Source organism: Streptomyces sp. NPDC034670 (assembly GCF_055574875.1).
Map to the genome: position 1 here is coordinate 1 of NZ_JBVITR010000031.1, position 21,715 is coordinate 21,715.

Sequence of the window (21,715 nt, forward strand, 5' to 3'; positions counted from 1 at the left end):
TGGAGCTAAGGAGAATTGAACTCCTGACCTCCTGCATGCCATGCAGGCGCTCTACCAACTGAGCTATAGCCCCTTGCGCCACGCGGCCAAGCCGCATGTTCTTCGTGTCGCCCGGTTTCCCCGGCGGCGACGCCAACATTACACGGTCCACCCGGCAGAACACCAAATCGTTTCCGGCCCGGCCGGGAATGCCCGGAACGATGGGCGCGCCGCGGGGGCGCGGTCACGCCGTGACGAACGAATAGAAGCGCTTGAGCGTGCAGTGCTCCTCCAGGAGCCGGCCGTAGATCGGCTCGCCCTCGAGTTCCCGGTACGTCTCGATGGGGTCGCCTTTTATGATCAGCGCCCGCGCGCACTCCTCGCACCAGTACTGGTAGTCGGGGTTGATCGGCTCCATGTCGCGGACGATCGGCGTCCCGCTGCCGCACCAGTCGCACTTCCGCCTGTGTGCCCCCATCGCTCAGCTCCGACGGTGGCCGCGGGCCGTGCACGGGCGGGGGGTCCCGCCGTTGCCGCCGGGCATCCGGGCTATGGGCGCGAAGCCGCGGGAAGGGCGGCCGAGCGGGGCCGGGGTCCGTCGTGTCGACACCGCTCCGAGAAGGTGATCGACCTCCTCGAGGATGCTCGCTGGCATCACAACTCCCTCCCGTCGGGCCGCGCCCCCTTCCGGCCGTTTGATTCTGCCACGACCGGGCCGACGCGGTCAGCGGCGCCGGATACCGGTCGGGACACGGCTCGGCGCCTCGTGGAGGTGTACGCCCATGAGGGACGTCCCGTTCAAAGGCCGACAACGAAAGATCCCGCCCCCCTGCGGGGACGGGATCTTCACGCTGTGGAGCTAAGGAGAATTGAACTCCTGACCTCCTGCATGCCATGCAGGCGCTCTACCAACTGAGCTATAGCCCCTTGCGCCACGCGGCCAAGCCGCCTGGTGTTCCGCTCCGCTCGGCGGGGCGAACAAGAAGAACTTTAGCCTGCGACCTGCCGGAAAGTGAAATCCGGGTCCCGGGGCCGGTCCGTGGCCGGTCCCGGGAGCCTCAGTCGTCGTCGCCGAGCACCGGTTCCGGCAGGGTGCCGGCGTTGTGCTCCAGCAGGCGCCAGCCGCGGGCGCCCTCGCCGAGGACGGACCAGCAGCAGTTGGTGAGGCCGCCCAGGCTCTCCCAGTTGCGCGGTTCCAGGCCGATCAGCCGGCCGATGGTGGTGCGGATGGTGCCGCCGTGGCTGACCACGACGAGCGTGCCGTCCTCCGGGAGCTTCTCGACGTGCCGGAGCACCACGGGGGCGGCGCGGTCGGCGACCTCGGTCTCCAGTTCGCCACCGCCCCGGCGCACCGGCTCACCGCGCTTCCACGCGGCGTACTCCTCGCCGTACCGGGCGATGATCTCGTCGTGCGTCAGTCCCTGCCAGACGCCCGCGTAGGTCTCGCGCAGCCCCTCCTCGTGGACGACCTCCAGGCCGGTGAGCGCGGCGAGTTCCGCGGCGGTGCCCGCGGCCCGCCTCAGGTCGGAGGCGACGATCGCGTCCGGCCCGAGGCCCGCGAGCAGCCGGGCCGCCCGGCGGGCCTGCGCGACACCGGTCCCGGTGAGCTCCACGTCCGTGGATCCCTGGAAGCGGCGCTCCACGTTCCAGGAGGTCTGGCCGTGCCGCCACAGGATGATGCGGCGGCCCCGGCGCGCGGACCCGCCCACCTCACCGGTGGCGCTCACCGCCACTCACCGCCCGCCTCGGCCGCCGCCTCGGCCTCCTGCTGCTGCCTGGCGTGCTCCGCGGCCTTGCCGCGGGTGGCCTGGGCGTCGGAGGGCAGCTCCAGCTCGGGGCAGTCCTTCCACAGCCGCTCCAGGGCGTAGAAGACGCGCTCCTCGCTGTGCTGGACGTGGACGACGATGTCGACGTAGTCGAGCAGCACCCAGCGGGCCTCGCGGTCGCCCTCGCGGCGGACCGGCTTGGCGCCGAGCTCCTTGTTCAGCCGCTCCTCGATCTCGTCGACGATCGACTTGACCTGGCGGTCGTTGGGCGCGGAGGCCAGCAGGAAGGCGTCGGTGATGGACAGCACGTCACTGACGTCGTAGGCGACGATGTCGTGCGCGAGCTTGTCGGCGGCCGCCTGGGCGGCGGTGGAGACGAGCTCGAGGGAACGGTCGGTTGCGGTCACTGCGAGGCTTTCGGTCGGCGGTCACTTGCCCTCAAGGGTCTCACGGACCACCGGGCGCGCCCCACGCGACGACGGGGCGCGCCCCCGCCCTCCGCGGGGCGCGTCCCCGCCCCGCGGCCGCCCGCGGCTACGAACCGGGCTCGTAGTCCTGGCCGAGGACGACCGAGACGCGGGCGTTCGCCGGGACCTCCCCCTCGCCGACGGAGCCGGCGGGCAGTCCCAGGGTCTTGGCGACCTCGGTGGCGTTCTCCTTGTCGGCGGCGTTCGCGTAGACGACCTTCGAGGTCGCCTCCGGGGCGGCGGTGCCGGCCTCCAGGAAGGTGAAGCCGCCGTTGAGGAGGACCACGCGGGCCTGCTCGGTGTGGTCCTTCACCCCGGTGGCGTTGCGCACGGAGACGCTGACGGCGGCGTCCTTGTCGGGGCTCTTCGCGGTGCCGCCGAGGACGTCCTTCACCACGCCGTCGCTCGCCTCGGCGGTGAGCGTCCCGTCGTCCTGCACGGGCAGCAGCGCGGTCCTGTGGTCGCCCCCCTTGGCGAGGTCGGAGAGCCGGGCGAGGAAGGTGCCGAGGTCCTTGTCGGTCAGCGGCGGCTCGATGATCTGGCCGAGGGTCTGGACGGTGAGCGTCGCGGCATCCGGCTCGGAGGTCATCTTGCGCAGGACGCCGTGCAGGACCTGTCCGAACCGCTCGAGCTGGGCGTTCTGGGACTCGCCGGGGGCACGGTGGGTGGCGTAGGCGACGGCCATCTTGCCGCTGAGGGTCTGCTTGTCCCCCTTGCGGACCAGGGGCGCCCCGCCCTTCCCGGCGTCCGGGTCGGGCACGTCGGTGTCGGTGTCGACCTCGATGTTGCCGACGAGGTCGACGAGGGTCAGCAGGAACGGGGTGTCCAGCCGCCAGGTGCCCTCGATGCTGGTGCCGAGGACGGTGTCGAGCGCGGTCCGGGTGCCCTCGGAGCCGTCGTCCTCGACGGACTTGGCGAGCGTGGTGGTGGTGCCGTCGTCGGCGGTGAGGGCGAGGGAGTTGGGCAGCAGGACGGTGGTGCCCTGCTTCGTGGTGGTGTTGTCGACGAGCAGCGCGGTCGCGGTGCCGCCCCGCTCGGTGTCGTGCAGGTGGACGACGATCACGTCGCGCTTCTGGGCGCCCGCCGCCGTGGTGGTGCCCGTGCCGGAGCCGGAGCCGGACAGACCGGGCAGCTTCCCGGCGTACCAGAGGTAGCCGACGCCGCCGACGGCGACCAGGGCGAGGACCACGGCCAGGGCGACGATCCGGCTGCGCGCGCGGCGCCGGGCCTCCTCGCGGCGCTCGGTGCGGTTCTCGGTGAACTTCAGCCAGTCGATGACGTCCTCGGAGCCGTCGTCGGGCTCCTCGACGAACGCGAACTGCTCGGTGCGGTACTCCGGCGCGGGCTCGGCGGGGGCCGGCTCGTCGTCGACCGGGCCGGCCTGCTGCGGGATGTGCGCGGTCCGCCCGGTGTCGCGGGGCAGGTCGTGCACGCCGGTACCGGTGTGCACGGTCCGCTCCTGCGCGGCCTGCCCGTAGGGGCCGTGGGGGTCCGGCGCCGGGCCGTCCTGGTGGGTGCCGGTCGCGGTCGCGTGGGGGTCGTACGCGTAGGCGTCGTGGGAGCCGTGGACGTCGTGGGAGCCGTAGGAGTCGTGGGAGCCGTAGGAGGGGGCCGGCGGCTGCTGGGCGGTCCCGTAGGGGTCGTACGCCGGCGCGGGCTGCTGCGGCCCGCCCGCGGCGTACGGGTCGTGGGCGTGACCCTGCTGCCCCTGCTGCCCGTAAGGGTCGTACGCCTGGGGGTCGTACGCCTGGGGGTCGTACGCCTGCTGGTCCGTGGCCTGGCGGTAGACGGGGCGGCCGTACTCGTCGTAGCCGACGAGCTCGTACGGGGCGGCCCCGTCGGTCCCGTACCCCGCGTCGTATCGGTCGTTCACCGGTGCCCCTCTCGGCTCACTCGCCGCGGTACAGCTCACGCTTGGCGATGTAGCGCACGACTCCGTCCGGCACCAGGTACCAGACGGGCTCTCCCTGGGCGACTCTCGCACGGCAGTCCGTCGAGGAGATCGCCAGGGCGGGGACCTCGACGAGGGAGACGCCGCCCTCGGGGAGACCCGCGTCGGACAGGTGGTGGCCGGGCCGGGTGACGCCGATGAAGTGTGCCAGGGAGAACAGTTCCTCGCTGTCCCGCCAGGTGAGGATCTGGGCGAGGGCGTCGGCGCCGGTGATGAAGAACAGGTCCGTGTCGGGGTTGAGCGCGCGCAGGTCGCGCAGGGTGTCCACGGTGTAGGTGGGGCCGCCGCGGTCGATGTCGATGCGGCTCACGGAGAACTGCGGGTTCTCGGCGGTCGCGATGACCGTCATCAGGTACCGGTCCTCGGCCGCGGAGACCGCGCGGTGGCTCTTCTGCCACGGCTGGCCGGTGGGGACGAAGACCACTTCGTCGAGGTGGAACTGCGCGGCGACCTCGCTGGCCGCCACCAGGTGCCCGTGGTGGATCGGGTCGAAGGTGCCGCCCATGACGCCGAGGCGGCGCTTGACCGGCCCCGACGGGCCCCCGCCGGGGCCGCCGGCCGTCCGGCGGGGCTCCGGGCGGCGCCCGGTGCCGCTCGCCGTCTCCTCGGCCGTGTGCTCCGCCGGACCGGTAGGCATGTCCTGCTCTCCCATGCGTGCAGACCCTACCGGCCCGGCCCGCGGGCCCCGGCCGCCGGAGGGGTCCCGGCTCACCGGTCCTCCCGCGGCGGGATCAGCGGTCGCGGTTGAAGCGGGTGGTGATCCACAGCAGGAGCAGCAGCAGGAACAGGGTGGAGCCGCCGACCAGGTAGGGGTTGAGGCTCTGGTGGTTGCCTCCGTGCTCTCCGCCCTCGGCGGCGAGAGTGACCAACTGGACAGCGGCGCTGGGGAAGCTCATCTTCGACAGGACCTATCGCGTGTGGGCGGGATACGGACGTCGGCTCATCGTAAGCGGGCGCGTTCGCGCCGCTCACGCCGACTCCGCCGTTGCGGTCGGCGGGCAACCTTCCCGGTGCCCGCGGTCGTCCTCCTGTCCGGAGCCGCGCCACGGCGGACCGCGCGGTGCCGCGCCCTTCCGCACCGCCCGTCCGCGGTGTCCGCGCCCAGGTCCTGTCGCCGGACCCGCGTCGTCCGCCCGCAGGGCGGGCCGCGCGCCCGGCGCCGCGAGGCGGGCGGGAGCCCGACGCGGGTCCGGCGACAGGGCCTAGGCTGGGCTTCGCCTCGGAGGGACGAACAGCCGTACAAGGGCCGCAAGGGCCACTGACGCACCTGGGGGAAACATGTCCGACGGCCATCAGCACAACGGGCACGAGAGCGTGCCGAGCAGGCAGCGCAGGCGCTTCCCCGGAATCTCCTCGCGTGCGTACGAGCACCCGGCCGACCGCTCCGCGCTGGTGGCGCTGCGCAGGCTGAGCGGCTTCGACACGGTGTTCAGGACCCTGAGCGGGCTGCTGCCCGAGCGGAGCCTCAGGCTGCTGTTCCTGTCCGACTCGGTGCGCGTCTCGGACCGGCAGTTCGCGCACCTCAACGACATGCTGCGGGACGCCTGCCACATCCTGGACCTGGAGAAGGTCCCGCCGATGTACGTCAACCAGGACCCGACGCCGAACGCGATGTGCATCGGCCTGGACGAGCCGATCATCGTGGTCACCACGGGGCTGGTCGAGCTGCTCGACGAGGAGGAGATGCGGGCGGTCGTCGGGCACGAGGTCGGGCACGCCCTGTCCGGGCACTCGGTGTACCGGACGGTGCTGCTGTTCCTGACGTCGCTGGCGGTCCGGGTCGCCTGGATCCCGCTCGGCAACGTCGCGATCATGGCGATCGTGACGGCGCTGCGCGAGTGGTTCCGCAAGTCGGAGCTGTCCGCGGACCGCGCGGGGCTGCTGGTGGGCCAGGACCTCCAGGCCTCGATGCGCGGCCTGATGAAGATCGCGGGCGGCAACCACCTGCACGAGATGAACGTGGACGCGTTCCTGGAGCAGGCCGACGAGTACGAGGCCGGGGGCGACCTGCGCGACTCGGTGCTGAAGATCCTCAACGTGCTGCCCCGCTCCCACCCCTTCACCACCGTGCGGGCGGCCGAGCTGAAGAAGTGGGCGGCCACCCGGGACTACCAGCGGATCATGGACGGCCACTACCCGCGCCGCGAGGAGGACCGGGGCGCCTCGGTGCGGGACTCGTGGCGGGAGTCGGCGAGCAGCTACGCCGACGAGGTGAAGAACTCCAAGGACCCGCTGATGAAGCTGGTCAGCGACATCGCGGGCGGCGCCGGGGACCTGGGCGACCGGGTCCGCCGCGGCTTCGGCGGTTTCACGTCCTCGGCGTCCAGGCCGCCGAAGGACCCGAAGGAGCCGGGCACGTCACCGGGCGCGCGGGACGACGGCCCGCCGCGCGACGGCGCCTGAGGCGCCCGGCCGGGCCTCCTCACCGGCGCCGGGCCTCCTGACCGGCGCCGGTCCTCTCACAGCCCCTTCCTCGCCCCCTCGCGGCCGCGGTCACGGTTTCGGTAGCGCGCCGGCCGCCAGGGAGCCGCACAGCGCCGGCGCGCCGTCCGTGGCGTAGGGGTCGGTGGCGGCGGGCCCCTCCCCCTCGGCCGTCCGGCCGGCGAGGAGGGGGCGCAGCCGGGCCGCGGAGTCCTCGGCGCAGGACAGGGGACCGGCCTGGACGTCGGAGAGGACCAGCCGGGCCTGGTGCAGGCGCAGGTCGTCGCGGTCGAAGCGGAGGAGCAGCTCGCGCCGGACCGTGAACAGGGAGGCCTCGGCGTCCCGGTCCGCGCCGGCCGGCCGCACCGTGTACGCGAACGTGTGGTCCGTGGCGACCTCCAGGGTGGCGGAGTCGGTCTCGGTGACCCGCATCGTGCCCCGGACCCGCACCTCGGGGCCGGCCAGCTCCACGCGGGAGGGGTCGAAGCGGGTCAGCCATCCGGTGGGCGCGTGCCGGCCGTCGGCGGCGGGCCGGGTGAAGCTCCGGTCGAACTGCTCCAGCTGGTCGGGGTCGAGCAGCACCCGCACGGAGCGCGTCTCGCCGCCGGTGAGCACCTCGGGGGCCAGGGAGGACCGCACGAGGTAGTCCTTCGTGATGATCAGCGCGTTCATGACCTGGCTCGCCGAGAAGTGCTCGGTGGGCCGGGACGCCGGGAGCGTCACCCCCTGCGCGCCGATGCGGAACCGGGCCGCCGGGCCGGTGGCGTACAGCCGCTCGGGGTCGTCGGCGCCGGGCACCTCGCCCCGGGGAGCCAGCGGGAGGACGGTCATCCGCAGGGGCTCGGCCGGTTTCCCGGCGGCGGGCGCCTGGGAGGGGTGGCGTACGCCCATGTAGATCGCGGTGCCGAAGGCCAGGACGATCAGGACGAACAGGACCAGCGCCTGCCGGGACAGGCCCCGGCGCAGGGGCGGACGGCGGCGGACGGCGGGCGCGTGGTCGGTGATGCGCTCCCGGGCGGAGTACTCCTGGAGCCGGGCAGCACGGACGAAGGACTCGTCGAAGACGACGGACCCGTACTCGTCCTCGCCACCTCCGGGGGCTCCCTCGGGCGTCCCCTCGGGTGGGTCCGAAGGCCCTCCCATGTTTTCAGGGTAGGTCCCGCGGGGCCCGGCTACACGTCCCACCGCACGCCAAGTTCTGACAGGTCCCTATCAAGACGGTCGCCCGGTCTCAGGGGATGCCCGGGATCACCGGGACGGTCGGCTGGGAGTAGTCGGCGGAGGCGGACGGGGCCGCCCCGCCGCCCTGTTCCAGGCCGGTGGAGGCAGGGGCCGGGACCTGGTCCCGGCGGTTGTCGGAGGAGGCGCCCCGGTAGACGGCCGAGAAGGCGAGCGCGACCATGCCGATGCCCATCACCAGGGCGAGCACCCAGGCGACGGGACGGTGCCAGCGGACCTGCCGGCCGTACGGGCCCGGGGAGCCGTGGTCGTCCTCCGGGGCGTCGGGGTCGTCGTCCGGGTCCCCGAAGCCGGGGCCGCCGTACCCGCCGTCGTACCGCTCGCCGCGCGGACGGGCCCGGCGGGCCTCGGCCTCGGCTCTGGCCTCCGCGGCGGCCAGGAGGCGCTCCACGGCGGTCGGCTCGTGCACCACGGCCGCGCGGACGAAGGCCTCGTCGAAGACCACGGGGGCGAACTCCTCGTCCGACACTCCGCGGTCGTGGTCGTCGTCGGGCTCCCAGCCGTCAGGGAACGGCGTGCCCCCCACGTCCTCCGGCACGGAACCAGAGTAGACCTGGGGGGTCATTTTGGGCAGACGGTATGGAAATTCGTCCGCCCGTCGAAACGGTCCTCCCGCCGCCCGCGGCGCCGGTTCCCGCACGGGCGCGGTTCAGCGCCGTACGTGGCCGTCGCCGGTGACGATGTACTTCGTGCTGGTCAGCTCGGGCAGGCCCATCGGTCCCCGGGCGTGCAGCTTCTGCGTCGAGATGCCGATCTCGGCGCCGAAGCCGAACTGGCCGCCGTCGGTGAAGCGGGTGGAGGCGTTCACCGCGACGGTGGTGGAGTCCACCAACTGGGTGAAGCGGCGGGCGGCCGTCTGCGAGGTGGTGACGATGGCCTCGGTGTGGCCGGAGGTCCACCGCCGGATGTGCTCGACGGCCTCGTCGAGGGAGTCGACGACGGCGGCGGCGATGTCGTACGAGAGGTACTCGGTCTCCCAGTCCTCCGCCGTGGCCTCCACGACGGTGGCGCGGGAGCCCTTCGCGTGGGCCATCACGCGCTCGTCGGCGTGCACGGTGACCCCGGCGTCGGCCAGGGCGTCCAGGGCCCGCGGCAGGAACCCGGCGGCGATGTCCCGGTGGACCAGCAGGGTCTCCGCGGCGTTGCAGACGCCGACCCGCTGGGCCTTGGAGTTGACCAGGATCTCCACGGCGGTGTCGAGGTCGGCCTGCGCGTCGACGTAGACGTGGCAGTTGCCGGTGCCGGTCTCGATGACCGGGACGACCGACTCCTGGACGACCGTGTTGATCAGGGAGGCGCCGCCGCGCGGGATGAGCACGTCGACCAGGCCGCGGGCGCGCATCAGCTCGCGCACGCTGTCCCGGCTCTCGCCGGGCACCAGCTGCACGGCGTCGGCGGGCAGCCCGGCCCCTCCCACGGCGTCGCGCAGCACCCGCACGAGGGCGGTGTTCGACCGGTAGGCGGAGGACGAGCCGCGCAGCAGCACCGCGTTGCCGGACTTCAGGCACAGGGCGGCGGCGTCGACCGTCACGTTCGGCCGGCCCTCGTAGATGATGCCGACGACACCGAGCGGCACCCGGACCTGGCGCAGGTCGATGCCGTTGGGCAGCGTGGAGCCGCGGACGACCTCCCCGACCGGGTCGGGCAGCGCGGCCACGTCCCGCACGTCGGAGGCGATGGCGCGCACCCGCTCCGGGGTGAGCGTGAGCCGGTCGACGATGGCCTCGCCGGCGCCGGCCTCGCGCGCCCTGGCCACGTCCTGGGCGTTGGCCTCGACGATCTCGCCCGCCCGGACCTCCAGCGCGTCCGCGACGGCGAGCAGGGCGTCGTCCTTCGCGGCGCGCGGCAGCGGCGCGAGGTCGGCGGCGGCGGCCTTGGCCCGGTGGGCGGCCTGGTTGACCGGGGACATCGAGTCGTACGGGGAGAGCGTGGTCATAGGGGAAGGGTAGTGCGGGCGGCGGGCGCCGTCGGCGGTCGTCCCGAACCCCGAGACACGCGCCCGGGGCCCCGGGACGCGCGTTCCGTAACGCCGGAACGCCGGAACGTCAGAACGGGTGCACCCCGACGGGCGTCGCCGGGGCGGGCCCGTACCCCGCGGCGATGCGCTGGCGGTAGGTGGCCCGGTCGATGACCTCCAGACCGACGATCTCCCAGGGCGGCAGCCCCGCGGTCCGCCGGTGCTCCCCCCACAGGCGCAGCGCCACGGCGGCCGCGTCGTGCAGGTCGCGGGCCTCCTCCCAGTAGCGGATCTCCGCGTGGTCGTCGGCGTACCGGCTGGTCAGCAGGAAGGGGTGGTCGTGGGCGAGCTGCTCCAGGGCCCGCCGGACCTCGGTGACCGGGGCCGGTTCGCCGGAGACGCTGAGGGTGACGTGCCACAGGCGCGGGAGCTCGCGCGGCTCGCCGGCCGGGAACCGGTCGCCGGCCAGGGCGCCTGCCAGGGTGCGGCCGGCGCCGGCCGCACGGGAGCCCGCACCGCCGCGGGACGCCGCCGTCCCAGGGCGCACTCGTCTCACGACGGCCTCCTTCACGCGCGGACCGGCCGTGGGGGGCCGGGCGGATGTGTCCCTGGGACAAAGTTGAGCAGGCCGCCGTGGTTCGCGGGGCGGTTTCGCGGAACGTCCCCCGGCGAGGGTGGACGATTCGCAGCATTACGGATGCAGGACCACCAGGTCGTCCCTGTGTACGACCTCGCGTTCGTACTCCGGTCCGAGTTCCCGGGCGAGTTCCCGGGTCGAGCGGCCGATCAGGAGGGGGATCTCCTTGGCGTCGAAGTTGACGAGCCCGCGCGCCACCGCCCGCCCCGCGCCGTCCCTCAGCTCGACCGGATCGCCCGCGCTGAACTCGCCCTCGACGCCGGCGATGCCGGCCGGCAGCAGCGACTTGCGGCGCTGCACGACCGCGCGCACCGCCCCGTCGTCCAGGGTGAGCGAGCCCTGGGGGGTGGAGGCGTGCTGGAGCCACAGCAGCCGGTCGGCGAAGCGGCGGCCGGTGGGGTGGAAGTAGGTGCCGGTGTCACTGCCGGTCAGGGCTTCGGCCGCGTGGACCGCGCTGGTCAGCACCACCGGGATGCCGGCGGCGGCGGCGATCCGGGCGGCCTCGACCTTGGTGACCATGCCGCCCGTGCCGACGCCGGCCCGGCCGGCGCTGCCGATCTCGACGTGGGCGAGGTCCTCGGGGCCGCGCACCTCGGCTATCCGCGAGGTGCCGGGGCGGGCCGGGTCGCCGTCGTACACGCCGTCGACGTCGGAGAGCAGCACCAGCAGGTCGGCGTGGACCAGGTGGGCGACGAGGGCGGCGAGGCGGTCGTTGTCACCGAAGCGGATCTCGTCGGTGGCGACGGTGTCGTTCTCGTTGACGATCGGGAGGGCGCCCATCGCCAGCAGCTTGTCGAGGGTGCGGGAGGCGTTGCGGTGGTGGGCGCGGCGGCTCATGTCGTCGGCCGTCAGCAGCACCTGCCCGACCCGGACGCCGTACCGGGCGAAGGAGGCGGTGTAGCGGGCGACCAGCAGGCCCTGGCCGACGCTGGCGGCGGCCTGCTGGCGGGCGAGGTCCCGGGGCCGGCGGCGCAGGCCCAGGGGGGCGAGACCGGCGGCGATGGCACCGGAGGAGACGAGGACGACCTCCCGCTCCCCGCCGCCCGTCCGGCGTCCGCCGCCGTCCTCGGCCGAGGACCCCCGGTCCGCCCCCTCGTCGCGCACCTTGGCGAGCACGTCGACGAGCGCGTCCACGCGGTCGGCGTCCAGGCCCCCCGCCGCGGTGGTCAGCGACGAGGACCCGACCTTGACGACGATCCTGCGGGCCTCGCCCACGGCCTGCCTTGCCCCTGACACCTTGCCGCCCGTCCCCTCGCCTAGGCCGTCCCACTCATCAGGCAATCTACGGGAAAAGGGATGCGCGGCGCGCCACCGGTCCACGCTGCGGACGGCGCCGCCCCCGCCGGCCGGCGCACCGCGGCGGGGGCACCGCGAGCACGACGGCCGGACGGGTCCTCCGCCTCCGCCTCCGCCGGCCTCCCCCGACGTGGCGCACAGGACGCGGTGGTCCCCTGTGCCCGATGCGGTCGTGCGGTCGTCGCACCACGTTCACGAAGCACTCCCCCGGACCCGAAAGGGCCGGAAGGGCCGGAAGGGCCGGAAGGGCCTGGGGCCGGGAGGAGGCGGGCCGGCCCGGGGGCCGTGCGCCCCGCGGCGCGCTCCGGGGACAGCGGGCCCCGGCGAGCCGCGGAGCCCCGGGCCCGCCCGGACACGTGCGTGTCGTCGGGAGGTCACCACGCGTTAACCCGGACGGACGACCCGGTCCGATCCGACGCTCCTGGAGTGACCGCAGTGCCCGTACCCCTCCCCCGCCCGCACAGCCTCCTGCGAGGGCTGACGACCGCCGCCCTCGCCGCCGCCCTCGTCGCGCAGGCGGTGGCGGCGCTCCTTCCGCACGTACCGCTGCTCCTCGCCGCGACCGTCGTGTCGGCGGCCGCCGAGGGCGTGCTGTACCGCTGGCAGCGGGGGGTGCTGACGCTGTTCGCCAAGGCCCACGCGGACGTCACCGTCCGTCACGTACTGCGGGACCTGCTGCTCCTGGCGGGCCTGCTGCGGCTCGGCGAGCAGGACCGGGAGTCCCAGTACGTGCCGCTCGCCGCCGGCCTGCTCGCCTTCTACGCCCTGCACTGCGCGATCCAGGCGGTGTACGTACTGGTCCGCCGCACCCGCACGCTGCCCGTGGTGACCCGGAACATCGACACCTCGGCGCTGCGGCTGTCCCCCGCCCCGCCCGTGCTGCTGTGCCGCCCCGGCCCCCGGCTGCTGGTGTTCGGCCTGCCCGCGACGGCCGGGCTGGCGACGACGGCGGTGACCGGCGACCCCCGGTGCGCGGCGGCCGGTGTCGGGCTGTCACTGGTGCTCGCGCTGGCCGGACTGGCCGCCCTGCTGCCGCGGTTGCTGCCCGGCCGGCGCCCGGCGGACGAACAGGAGGTGCTCGCCTGGTTCGACGCGTGGCTGGCCGACTACCGCCCGACGGTCGGCCTGTACTTCTCCGGCGGCGCATCCTCCGCCTACCAGGCCGACATGTGGCTGGAGCCGCTGGCGAAGCTCGACGCCCGGCCGGTCGTCGTCCTGCGCGAGCGGTTCATGGTGTCGAGGATCGGGGTGACCGACATCCCGATCGTGTGCCTGCCGAAGGTGTCCACGCTGATGCGGCTCGAGCACTCCACGCTCCAGGTCCTCCTCCACCCCTCCAACTCCGGCAAGACCTCCCAGGTGCTGCGCATCCCCACGATCAAGCACGCCTTCGTCAACCACGGCGAGAGCGACAAGCTGTCGTCGTGCAACCCGTACGCGAAGGCGTACGACGAGGTGTGGGTGGCCGGCCCCGCGGCGCGCGAGCGGTACGCGCTGGCCGAGGTCGGGGTCGAGGACGGGGACGTGGTGGAGATCGGCCGCCCGCAGCTGGACGCCGTACGCCCGTGCGCGGGCCCGCCGGCCGGGCCCCGCGGCGAAGCCGCCGGCGGACACCGCGTCACCGTGCTGTACGCCCCGACCTGGGAGGGCTGGGACGGCGACCCGGGCAACACGTCGGTGATCGCGGCCGGTGAGAACCTCGTGCGGGCGTTGCTCGCGGACCCCGGGGTGCGGCTGCTGTACCGACCGCACCCGCTGACCGGCTCGGTGGACCCCCGGGCGGGCGCCGCCGACCGGCGCGTGCGGGAGCTGATCCGGTCGGCCAACCAGGCGCGGTCCGGCCCGCGTCCCGCGCCGTCGGCGGAACTCGCCCGGCTCGCCGCGGAGCTGGACCGGCTCGCCCCGGCCGGGTTCCGGCCGGGCGCCGACCAGGTCGAGCGGATGCTGGCGCAGTCCACCCCCGAGCCCGGCCGGGCCGAGGCGGTGGCGCGCGCGACCGCGGCCTGGGAGGAGGCTTACTGGGCGTCGCTGCCGGAGTGGGAGCACCAGGTCGTCACGGGCACCCGGCCCTCGCTGTACTCCTGCTTCGACGTCGCCGACCTGCTGATCAGCGACGTGTCGAGCGTGATCGGCGACTTCCTGGCGAGCGGGAAGCCGTACGCGGTGACGAACACCGGCGGACTGCCCGAGCCGGCGTTCCGCGCGGCGTTCCCGACGGTGGCGGCGGCGACCGTGCTGACGCCGGACGCGGCCGGGGTGCCGGACCTGCTGGAGACGGTGCGGCATCCGGAGCGGGACGGACTGGCCGGGGCCCGCGCGGAGTTGAGGTTCCACCTGTTCGGAGCGGACGAGCCCTCGGCCCAGGAGCGCCTCGGCGCGGCGGTGCGGGCGCTGGGCGCGGCCGCGCTGGAGTACCGGTCGCGCATGACGCGGCGGTCGGCGACCGGGCTGCCCGGTCAGCGCACCGGTGCTCCGGCGGGGGCCGGTCCCGTCACGCAGCCGGCTCCCGCCTCCCTCTCGGAGCCGTCCCGGCCGGCGTGACGGCTCCGGGAAGCAGGCGGCTCACCCGTCCGCCCGGCCGACTGCCGTCCCGCGGGGGCGTGCCGGGGCCGGGCGGCACGGCCCTTCGGGTGCCGGACCCGGCCGACCCGCGTGCGGCGCGCGCCCGCTCCGGGTCCGCCCCCGCCCCGGGTCCGTCCCGCTCCGGTTCCGCCCCCGCCCGTTCCGTCCCGCTCCGGTTCCGCCTCCGTCCCGCCGGACGCGAACGGGGCGGGGGCCGCCCGGGACGGCCGGGCGGCCCCCGCTCCTCGTCCGGAGCGGGCTCCGTGTCAGCCGCGGCGGTGCCGCCACCCCTGCCAGGCCGACTCGATCATCTCGTCCAGGCCGTGCCGGGCCGACCACCCCAGCACCTCGCGGATGCGGTCCGCCGAGGCCACCACGCGCGCCGGGTCGCCGGCCCGACGGTCCGTCACCTCCGGGGTCACGTCCTCCTTGCCGGCGACCTTGAGGATGCGGTCGACCATCTCGCGCACCGAACTCCCCTCGCCGCGACCGATGTTCAGCGTGAGGGCGGTGCCGTGCGGGGCCTCCTCGAGGTGCCGTGCCGCCGCGAGGTGGGCGGAGGCGATGTCCTGCACGTGGATGTAGTCGCGGACGCAGGTGCCGTCGGGGGTCGCGTAGTCGTCGCCGAAGATCCGCGGCGCCTCCCCGGCCTCCAGCCGTTCGAACACCATGGGGACGAGGTTGAAGACACCGGCGTCGGACAGCTCGGGGGACGCCGCGCCGGCCACGTTGAAGTAGCGCAGGGACGCGCCGCGGACGCCGTACGCGGCGGCCGCCGCCTTGATCAGCCACTCGCCGACCAGCTTGGTCTCCCCGTACGGGCTCATCGGCACGCACGGGGTGTCCTCCGTGACGAGGTCCACGTCGGGCATGCCGTAGACGGCCGCGGAGGAGGAGAACACGATCCTGTCGACGCCGGTCGCGCGCATGGCCTCGAGGAGCGTCTGCACACCGGTGACGTTCTCGCGGTAGTAGTGGAGCGGCTGCTCGACGGACTCGCCGACCTGCTTCTTGGCTGCGACGTGCACCACACCCGTCACAGCATGGTCACGAATCGCCTGCTCCAGCAGGGCGCGGTCCAGGACGCTGCCGACGACGAGGGGCACCCCTTCCGGCACCCGGTCCGCACTGCCGGTGGACAGGTCGTCGTAGACGGCCACGGACTCGCCGCCCCCGCGCAGGGCACGCACCACATGCGCGCCGATGTATCCGGCCCCACCCGTGACCAGCCAGCTCATCCTCATGCCTCCAGGGTCGTAGTCACTGCATGCAGAGTCTTCCGCAGACACCGGAAAACCTAATCCGGCAGATGGCACACAGGCGGGAAAAAGGAGCGAATCGCCCTACGGCGAGGGCGCGCGCCGTCCGCACCACGAGGAAGCGGGAGGGGGAACGAGGGGCTTCCGGAACCGGACGATTCCGCCATCGACCGGCCTCCGGGCGCCCCACCACCTCGCCCACGGAAACTTCACGTGAATCCTTTACGCTAATGCGGCGACGCCCTCCGGCCCACGGCTGCCCGGAGCGCGCTCCGACCCCCGCGCGAACGTGGCCAGTTCTCGGAACAGGTTGTAAGGATGCCCAGACTCTCTCTCGTTGTCCCTGTGTACAAGGTGCAGGGCTACCTGCCCGAGTGCCTTGACTCCATACTCCAGCAGGACTACACGGACTTCGAGGTCATAGCCGTCGACGACTGCTCGCCGGACGGGTCGGGCGCCATTCTCGACCAATACGCGGCGAAGGACGCGCGCGTTCATGTGATTCACCTCACGGAGAACGTGGGCCTGGGGCGCGCGCGCAATGCCGGACTGGAACGGGCCGAAGGCGATTACGTCCTGTTCCTGGACAGTGACGACACCTTGTCCGCGGGAACGCTGACGGCGATATCCGAGCGCCTCGACGCCACCGGCGACCCGGACATCCTGATCTACGACTACGCGCGCACCTACTGGGACGGACAGGTCCGCCCCAACCAGCGAGCGGACCTGCTCAGGAGCGAGGGCCCGGACGTCTTCCGCCTCGCCGACCGCCCGCAGCTGCTCGACCTGCTCCAGATCGTCTGGAACAAGGCCTACCGGCGCGACTTCGTCACCCGCACCGGCCTCACCTTCCCGCCGGGGTACTACGAGGACGCCCCCTGGACGTTCTGCTCGCTGATCAGCGCCGAGCGCATAGCCGTGCTGGACCGCGTCTGCGTGCTCTACCGGCAGCGCCGCGAGGGCGGCAACATCCTGAAGACCGTCAGCCGCAAGCACTTCGACGTCTTCGACCAGTACCGCCGGGTGTTCGACTTCATCGCGGCCCACGAGGAACTCGACCAGTGGCGCAAGCCACTGTTCCGCAAGATGGTCGACCATTACCTGACCGTGCTCGAGCGTCCCGGCCGGCTGCCGCAGAACGCCCGGGCGGAGTTCTTCCACCGTGCCGCGGCCGACTACCGCGCGTACCTGCCCGAGGGCTTCCGGCGCCCGGCCGGCGGCCGCGGCCACAAGTACGCGATGCTGGAGCGCGACGCCTACACGGCCATGGCGGGCGCCACCGCGGCCCTGAAGTTCCGGCGGCGGGTCAGGACCCGCACCCGCACCGCCCTCAACCGGTCCAAGCGCGGCGCGATGGGCGCCTTCTACCAGGCGCAGCTGCGGCTCCCCCTCGACGAGAACCTCGCGCTGTTCTCCGCCTACTGGAGCCGCAGCGTCTCCTGCAACCCCGCGGCCATAGACGCCGAACTCGCCCGCCGCGCCCCTCACATCCGCCGCGTGTGGGCCGTCCGGCCGGACGCGGTGGACCGGGTGCCCGAGGGGGTGGAGTACGTCCGCGTGGGCTCGCGCGAGTACTGGGCGGCCCTGGCACGCGCCAAGTACCTCGTCAACAACGTGAACTTCGCGGACGCGGTGGTGAAGCGGGAGGGCCAGATCCACCTGCAGACGCACCACGGCACTCCGCTGAAGACGATGGGCCTGGACCAGCAGAAGTACCCCGCGTCCACCGACATGGACTTCGCCAAGCTCCTCGAACGGTGCGACCGCTGGGACTTCAGCCTCAGTTCCAACCGCTTCTCGACCACCGTGTGGGAGCGCGTGTACCCCTGCTCGTACACCTCCCTGGAGACCGGCTACCCGCGCAACGACGTCCTGGTGAACGCCACGGCCGAGGACGTCCGCCGGTCCCGCGCGGCGCTGGGGCTCGCCGACGGCACCAAGGCCTTCCTCTACATGCCCACCCACCGCGAGTACCAGCCCGGGTTCACCCCGGCCCTCGACCTCGCGCGGCTCGCCGACGAGCTGGGCCCCGACGTGACGCTGATGATCCGGGGCCACTACTTCTACGGCAGCTCCCCCCACGTCGCCGAACTGCGCCGCAGCGGACGGATCGTCGACGTGTCGGAGCACCCCCGGGTGGAGGAGCTGTACCTGGCCGCGGACGCGCTCGTCACGGACTACTCGTCGGCGATGTTCGACTACGCGGTGCTCGACCGCCCGATCATCGTCTACGCCCCCGACTGGGACATCTACTCCGCGGTCCGCGGCACCTACTTCAACCTGCTGGAGGAGCCGCCCGGCGTGGTGGCCACCACCCAGGCCGAGTTGATCCGGCTGCTCGGCTCGCAGGAGTACGAGGGACCGGAGGCCGCCGAGCGGCGCGCCGCGTTCCGGCTCCGTTTCTGCGAATTCGACGACGGGCGCGCAGCCGAAAGGGTGGTGCGACGCGTCTTCCTCGGCGAGGAGACCCCGCTGCCGTTCGTCCCGTTCACCGAACGCCCCCACGCACCGACCCCCGACCAGGCAATCGAACTGGTCGAGCGGGCCTGACTTATAAGGAGACCACCCGGCCATGGCCCCTCGGCTCAGTGTCATCGTCCCCATCTACAACGTGGAGCAGTACCTCCCCGCCTGTCTGGACTCGTTGGCCGCGCAGACCCTCCGCGACCTCGAGGTGCTGATGGTGGACGACGGTTCGCCGGACGACTCCGCCGCGATCGCCGCGGAGTACGAGGCACGCGACCCCCGCTTCAAGCTCATACGCAAGGAGAACGCCGGCCTCGGCGCCGCGCGCAACACCGGGCTGGCCCACCTGGCGCCGGAGTCCGAGTACGTCGCCTTCGTGGACAGCGACGACATGATCCCGCCGAACGCGTACCGGCTCATGGTGGAGAGCCTGGACGAGAGCGGCTCGGATTTCGTCACGGGCAACGTCCAGCACATCAACAGCACCAAGATCTGGCAGTCGCCGATGCACCGGATCCTCGCGGGCGGTGCGGTCAAGCGCACCCACGTCTCGCGGAACCGGAAGCTGCTGACGGACCGAATAGCCTGCAACAAGGTCTTCCGCCGCTCGTTCTGGGAGAAGCACCGGCTCGCCTTCCCCGAGGGGGTGCTGTACGAGGACGTCCCGGTGATACTGCCGGCGCAGTTCCTCGCCGAGGCCGTCGACATCATCAGCGAGCCCACGTACTACTGGCGGCTGCGCGAGGGCGAGGCCGCCCCCTCGATCACCCAGCGCCGGACCGAGCCGAAGGCCGTGCGGGACCGTGCGGCGGCCGTGGAGTCCGTCAGCCGGTTCTTCGCCTCCCAGCCCGGAGAGCTGGCCGCCGAGCTGAAGCGGGAGTACGACCACACCGCGCTCACCGGTGACCTGCGGATCTTCATGAACGTCCTGCCCGACGGCGACCAGGAGTTCCGTGCCGAATTCCTGCGGGTGATCAACAAGTACCTGGACCAGGTCGACCCCCAGGTCGTCATGGACCTTCCCGCGGCCGCCCGCATCAAGTGGCTGCTCGTCCGCAAGCACGCGGTGGACGAGATCGTCGAGATGATCAGGGCGGAGCGCCGCGGCGACCCGGTGGAGATCGACGGGCTGATCCGCAAGTACATCAGCTACCCCGGCCTGGAGGCGGCCGCCGCCCAGCTGCCGAAGAAGGCCCGCCGCGTCGACCCCGACCTCAAGCTGCACGCCCCGCTGCAGGACATCCGCTGGGACGACGGCAAGCTGCTGCTCTCCGGGCACGCGTGGATCAACCAGATCGACCAGTCGACCAAGCGCAGCGCGGTCAAGATCCTCGTCCTGAAGAAGGACGGTTCGCGCAGGGTCACCGTCCTGCCCCTGCGCAACACCTACGCCCCGGAGAGCACCTCGCTGTCCGGGCAGCGGCACACCAACTACGACTGGTCCGGCTGGGAGCTGGCCCTCGACCCCGCCAAGCTGCGCCGGGGAGGCCGCTGGGAGGAGGGCACCTGGCGGGTGGGCATCGGCATCACCACCTCCGGGCTCGTGCGCAAGCGCGCGGTCCAGGTGAAGGGGCCGACGCGGGCCAACCACCCGCCGTACCGCTGGCTGGACCAGGACTTCCGGCTGCTGCCCACCCCGGAGAAGGGTGCGCTGCGGCTCGTCGTCGAGCGGGTCCGCGCGCTGATCACGGACCACCGCGCCGTCGGCACGGACATCGAGATCGACGGTGAGATCCGGGTACCGCTCGTCGCGGGCGAGACCGTCACGCTGTACGTCACCAACCGCAAGAGCGGCGAGCAGCTGCGCTACCCCGTCAGCCTCGACGCGGCCTCCGGCGCGCACACGCCGTTCACCGTCCGGGTGCCCATGCTGGACATCGCCCTGCTGCGCGAGCACCAGGACGTCGTCAAGGAGGAGAACGCCGCCGGCGGCGCCAACCCCGCGCTCGCCTCGCGCCGCAACTGGAGCACCCAGCTCGTCGCGGTGGCCCCGGACGGAACGGAGCGCCGCTTCTCCACCGTGGTGCGCGAGGGGCTCGCCGACCGCCAGGTGCGGCTGCCCGCCTCCCTCGCCGAGGGCTCCGACCGCAACGAGATCGCGCTGATCGCGGGATACAACGGCTACCTGAAGTTCTCCGGCCGGCCGCTCCAGGCCAGGATCACCGAAGTGCGGTGGTCCGGGGACCGCTACGTCGTCCAGGGCAGCACGCCCGCCGACATCGACGGCTCGGTCCTCGTGGTCAAGGCCCGCGACCGCTTCGACGAGAAGACGGTGCCGCTGCAGACGTCGGCGGACGGCTCGTTCCGCGCCGAGTTCACTCCCGCGTCCATGTCCGGGCCCGACGGGACGCTGCCGCTGAAGAGCGGACGCTGGAACTTCTTCCTGCGCCCCGCCGACGGCGGTTACGACATCCCGTTCGTCATCGACCGGCTGGCCGTGGAGAACTTCCCGGTGCGCGGCGCCGCCAAGGACCGCGAGTACGAGTTCGAGGCGCGCTGGCACGACTTCCCGCAGCTGCACTGCCCGTCCGACCTGTCCGTCCTGGAGCGCGGCGCCTACCGTCAGGAACGGCTGCGCAGGGACGTCTACGAGGCGGGCCGGCACAAGCCCCTCCGGGACGCCGTCCTGTTCATCAGCTACAACGGGAAGCAGTACTCGGACTCACCGCGCGCCATGCACGAGGAGCTGCTGCGCCGGGGGGCCGACCTGGAGTACCTGTGGCTGGTCCGCGACGGCCAGGTCAACCTGCCCGACACCGCCCGGAAGGTGCGGTTCTGGAGCACGGAGTGGTACGAGGCGCTGGCCCGCTGCCGCTACATCGTGACCAACGCCCACCTGCCCCACTGGATGGAGCGGCGCCCCGGCCAGGTGATCGTGCAGACCTGGCACGGCACCATGCTGAAGAAGATCGGCCTGGACATCGAGGCGCCGAAGTTCGACCCGCAGTACCACGAGCGGCTGATCCAGGAGGCCCGCAACTGGACCATGCTGGTCTCCTCCAACCGGTTCAGCACGCCGATCCTCAAGCGCGCCATGGGGTACGACGGGGAGATCGTCGAGACGGGCTACCCGCGCAACGACTACCTCTACGCCCCCGATCTCGAGCAGCGGGCCAAGGAGATCAAGGAGCGCATCGGCCTGCCCCCCGGCAAGCGCGTCGTGCTGTACGCGCCGACGTGGCGGGACGACCTGTCGCACCGGCGGGGCCAGTTCAAGTTCGACCTCCGGCTCGACGTCGAGGACGCCCGCGAGCGGCTCGGTGACGACCACGTCCTGCTGGTCCGCCGGCACTCCAACGTGGTGGACAGCATCCCCGGCGCGGGCAACGGCTTCGTCCACGACGTGTCGGAGTACCCCGACATCGCGGACCTGTACCTGATCGCGGACGTGATGGTCACGGACTACTCCTCGGTGATGTTCGACTACGCGCACCTGAAGCGGCCCATGCTCTTCTTCACGTACGACCTGGAGCACTACCGGGACAAGCTGCGCGGCTTCTACTTCGACTTCGAGAAGGACGCGCCGGGCCCGCTGATCCGGACGTCGGAGGAACTCGTCAGCGCCCTGTGCGACATCGACAAGGTGTCCGCCGAGTACGCGGAGCGCTACCAGCGCTTCCACGAACTGTTCTGCGACCTCGACGACGGCAACGCCGCGGCCCGGGTCGTGGACCGGATGCTGGAGCAGGCCCGCGAGGTCTGACGCCCACCGGCG

Annotated in this window: 16 protein-coding genes and 2 tRNA genes; 4 read left to right on the forward strand and 14 right to left on the reverse strand. The window is 72.9% G+C overall.

Annotated features, from left to right (window positions below):
- The 8 genes from ACZ56B_RS20440 to ACZ56B_RS20475 form a co-directional block, all read right to left on the reverse strand.
- A tRNA-Ala gene (locus tag ACZ56B_RS20440) sits at window positions 1-73 on the reverse strand.
- A gap of 150 nt (window positions 74-223) precedes the next feature.
- On the reverse strand, window positions 224-457 hold the full coding sequence (locus ACZ56B_RS20445) for a hypothetical protein (protein ID WP_006136074.1): 234 nt from the start codon (window positions 455-457) through the stop codon (window positions 224-226).
- Window positions 458-833: 376 nt separating this feature from the next.
- Window positions 834-906: transfer RNA gene (locus tag ACZ56B_RS20450), tRNA-Ala, on the reverse strand.
- Between the two features lie 131 nt (window positions 907-1,037).
- Window positions 1,038-1,712, reverse strand: coding sequence for a histidine phosphatase family protein (locus ACZ56B_RS20455; RefSeq protein ID WP_468792122.1), 675 nt, complete (start codon window positions 1,710-1,712; stop codon window positions 1,038-1,040).
- Complete coding sequence (gene rsfS, locus ACZ56B_RS20460) at window positions 1,703-2,152, reverse strand: ribosome silencing factor (protein WP_468792125.1); 450 nt, start codon at window positions 2,150-2,152, stop codon at window positions 1,703-1,705. Before rsfS ends, ACZ56B_RS20455 begins: the two co-directional genes overlap by 10 nt.
- A 127-nt stretch (window positions 2,153-2,279) precedes the next feature.
- Window positions 2,280-4,085, reverse strand: a complete 1,806-nt coding sequence (locus tag ACZ56B_RS20465) for a LytR C-terminal domain-containing protein (protein ID WP_468792128.1) — start codon at window positions 4,083-4,085, stop codon at window positions 2,280-2,282.
- 16 nt (window positions 4,086-4,101) lie between these two features.
- Window positions 4,102-4,815: a nicotinate-nucleotide adenylyltransferase gene (nadD, locus tag ACZ56B_RS20470; protein ID WP_468792131.1), complete on the reverse strand. Its 714-nt coding sequence runs from the start codon at window positions 4,813-4,815 to the stop codon at window positions 4,102-4,104.
- 79 nt (window positions 4,816-4,894) lie between these two features.
- Window positions 4,895-5,059, reverse strand: a complete 165-nt coding sequence (locus ACZ56B_RS20475; protein ID WP_468792134.1) for a hypothetical protein — start codon at window positions 5,057-5,059, stop codon at window positions 4,895-4,897.
- 382 nt (window positions 5,060-5,441) lie between these two features.
- Between ACZ56B_RS20475 and ACZ56B_RS20480 the strand changes: the two genes are divergently transcribed.
- Window positions 5,442-6,566, forward strand: coding sequence for a M48 family metallopeptidase (locus tag ACZ56B_RS20480; RefSeq protein ID WP_468792137.1), 1,125 nt, complete (start codon window positions 5,442-5,444; stop codon window positions 6,564-6,566).
- 90 nt (window positions 6,567-6,656) lie between these two features.
- Here ACZ56B_RS20480 and ACZ56B_RS20485 read toward each other — a convergent pair whose 3' ends face one another.
- The 5 genes from ACZ56B_RS20485 to proB all read right to left on the reverse strand — a co-directional run bounded on the left by ACZ56B_RS20485 (window position 6,657) and on the right by proB (window position 11,632).
- On the reverse strand, window positions 6,657-7,727 hold the full coding sequence (locus ACZ56B_RS20485) for an SCO2583 family membrane protein (protein ID WP_468792140.1): 1,071 nt from the start codon (window positions 7,725-7,727) through the stop codon (window positions 6,657-6,659).
- A gap of 88 nt (window positions 7,728-7,815) precedes the next feature.
- Window positions 7,816-8,361, reverse strand: coding sequence for an SCO2584 family spore wall biosynthesis protein (locus ACZ56B_RS20490; RefSeq protein ID WP_468792143.1), 546 nt, complete (start codon window positions 8,359-8,361; stop codon window positions 7,816-7,818).
- Between the two features lie 111 nt (window positions 8,362-8,472).
- A complete protein-coding gene (locus ACZ56B_RS20495) occupies window positions 8,473-9,759 on the reverse strand; it encodes a glutamate-5-semialdehyde dehydrogenase (protein WP_468792146.1) in 1,287 nt (428 codons plus the stop codon).
- A 109-nt stretch (window positions 9,760-9,868) separates the two neighbouring features.
- Complete coding sequence (locus ACZ56B_RS20500; protein WP_468792272.1) at window positions 9,869-10,327, reverse strand: hypothetical protein; 459 nt, start codon at window positions 10,325-10,327, stop codon at window positions 9,869-9,871.
- Between the two features lie 144 nt (window positions 10,328-10,471).
- Window positions 10,472-11,632: a glutamate 5-kinase gene (gene proB, locus ACZ56B_RS20505; RefSeq protein ID WP_468792275.1), complete on the reverse strand. Its 1,161-nt coding sequence runs from the start codon at window positions 11,630-11,632 to the stop codon at window positions 10,472-10,474.
- Window positions 11,633-12,148: 516 nt separating this feature from the next.
- On the opposite strand from proB, the gene ACZ56B_RS20510 reads away from it, so the two are divergent.
- Window positions 12,149-14,254 carry a hypothetical protein gene (locus ACZ56B_RS20510; protein ID WP_468792278.1) on the forward strand — a complete coding sequence of 702 codons (2,106 nt, stop codon included), beginning with the start codon at window positions 12,149-12,151 and terminating at the stop codon, window positions 14,252-14,254.
- 287 nt (window positions 14,255-14,541) lie between these two features.
- On the opposite strand, the gene galE is transcribed toward ACZ56B_RS20510, so the two are convergent.
- On the reverse strand, window positions 14,542-15,513 hold the full coding sequence (gene galE, locus ACZ56B_RS20515; RefSeq protein WP_468792282.1) for a UDP-glucose 4-epimerase GalE: 972 nt from the start codon (window positions 15,511-15,513) through the stop codon (window positions 14,542-14,544).
- Window positions 15,514-15,852: 339 nt separating this feature from the next.
- Between galE and ACZ56B_RS20520 the strand changes: the two genes are divergently transcribed.
- Window positions 15,853-18,084: a bifunctional glycosyltransferase/CDP-glycerol:glycerophosphate glycerophosphotransferase gene (locus ACZ56B_RS20520; protein ID WP_468792149.1), complete on the forward strand. Its 2,232-nt coding sequence runs from the start codon at window positions 15,853-15,855 to the stop codon at window positions 18,082-18,084.
- A 22-nt stretch (window positions 18,085-18,106) separates the two neighbouring features.
- On the forward strand, window positions 18,107-21,703 hold the full coding sequence (locus ACZ56B_RS20525; RefSeq protein ID WP_468792152.1) for a bifunctional glycosyltransferase/CDP-glycerol:glycerophosphate glycerophosphotransferase: 3,597 nt from the start codon (window positions 18,107-18,109) through the stop codon (window positions 21,701-21,703).
- Window positions 21,704-21,715: the final 12 nt, after the last annotated feature.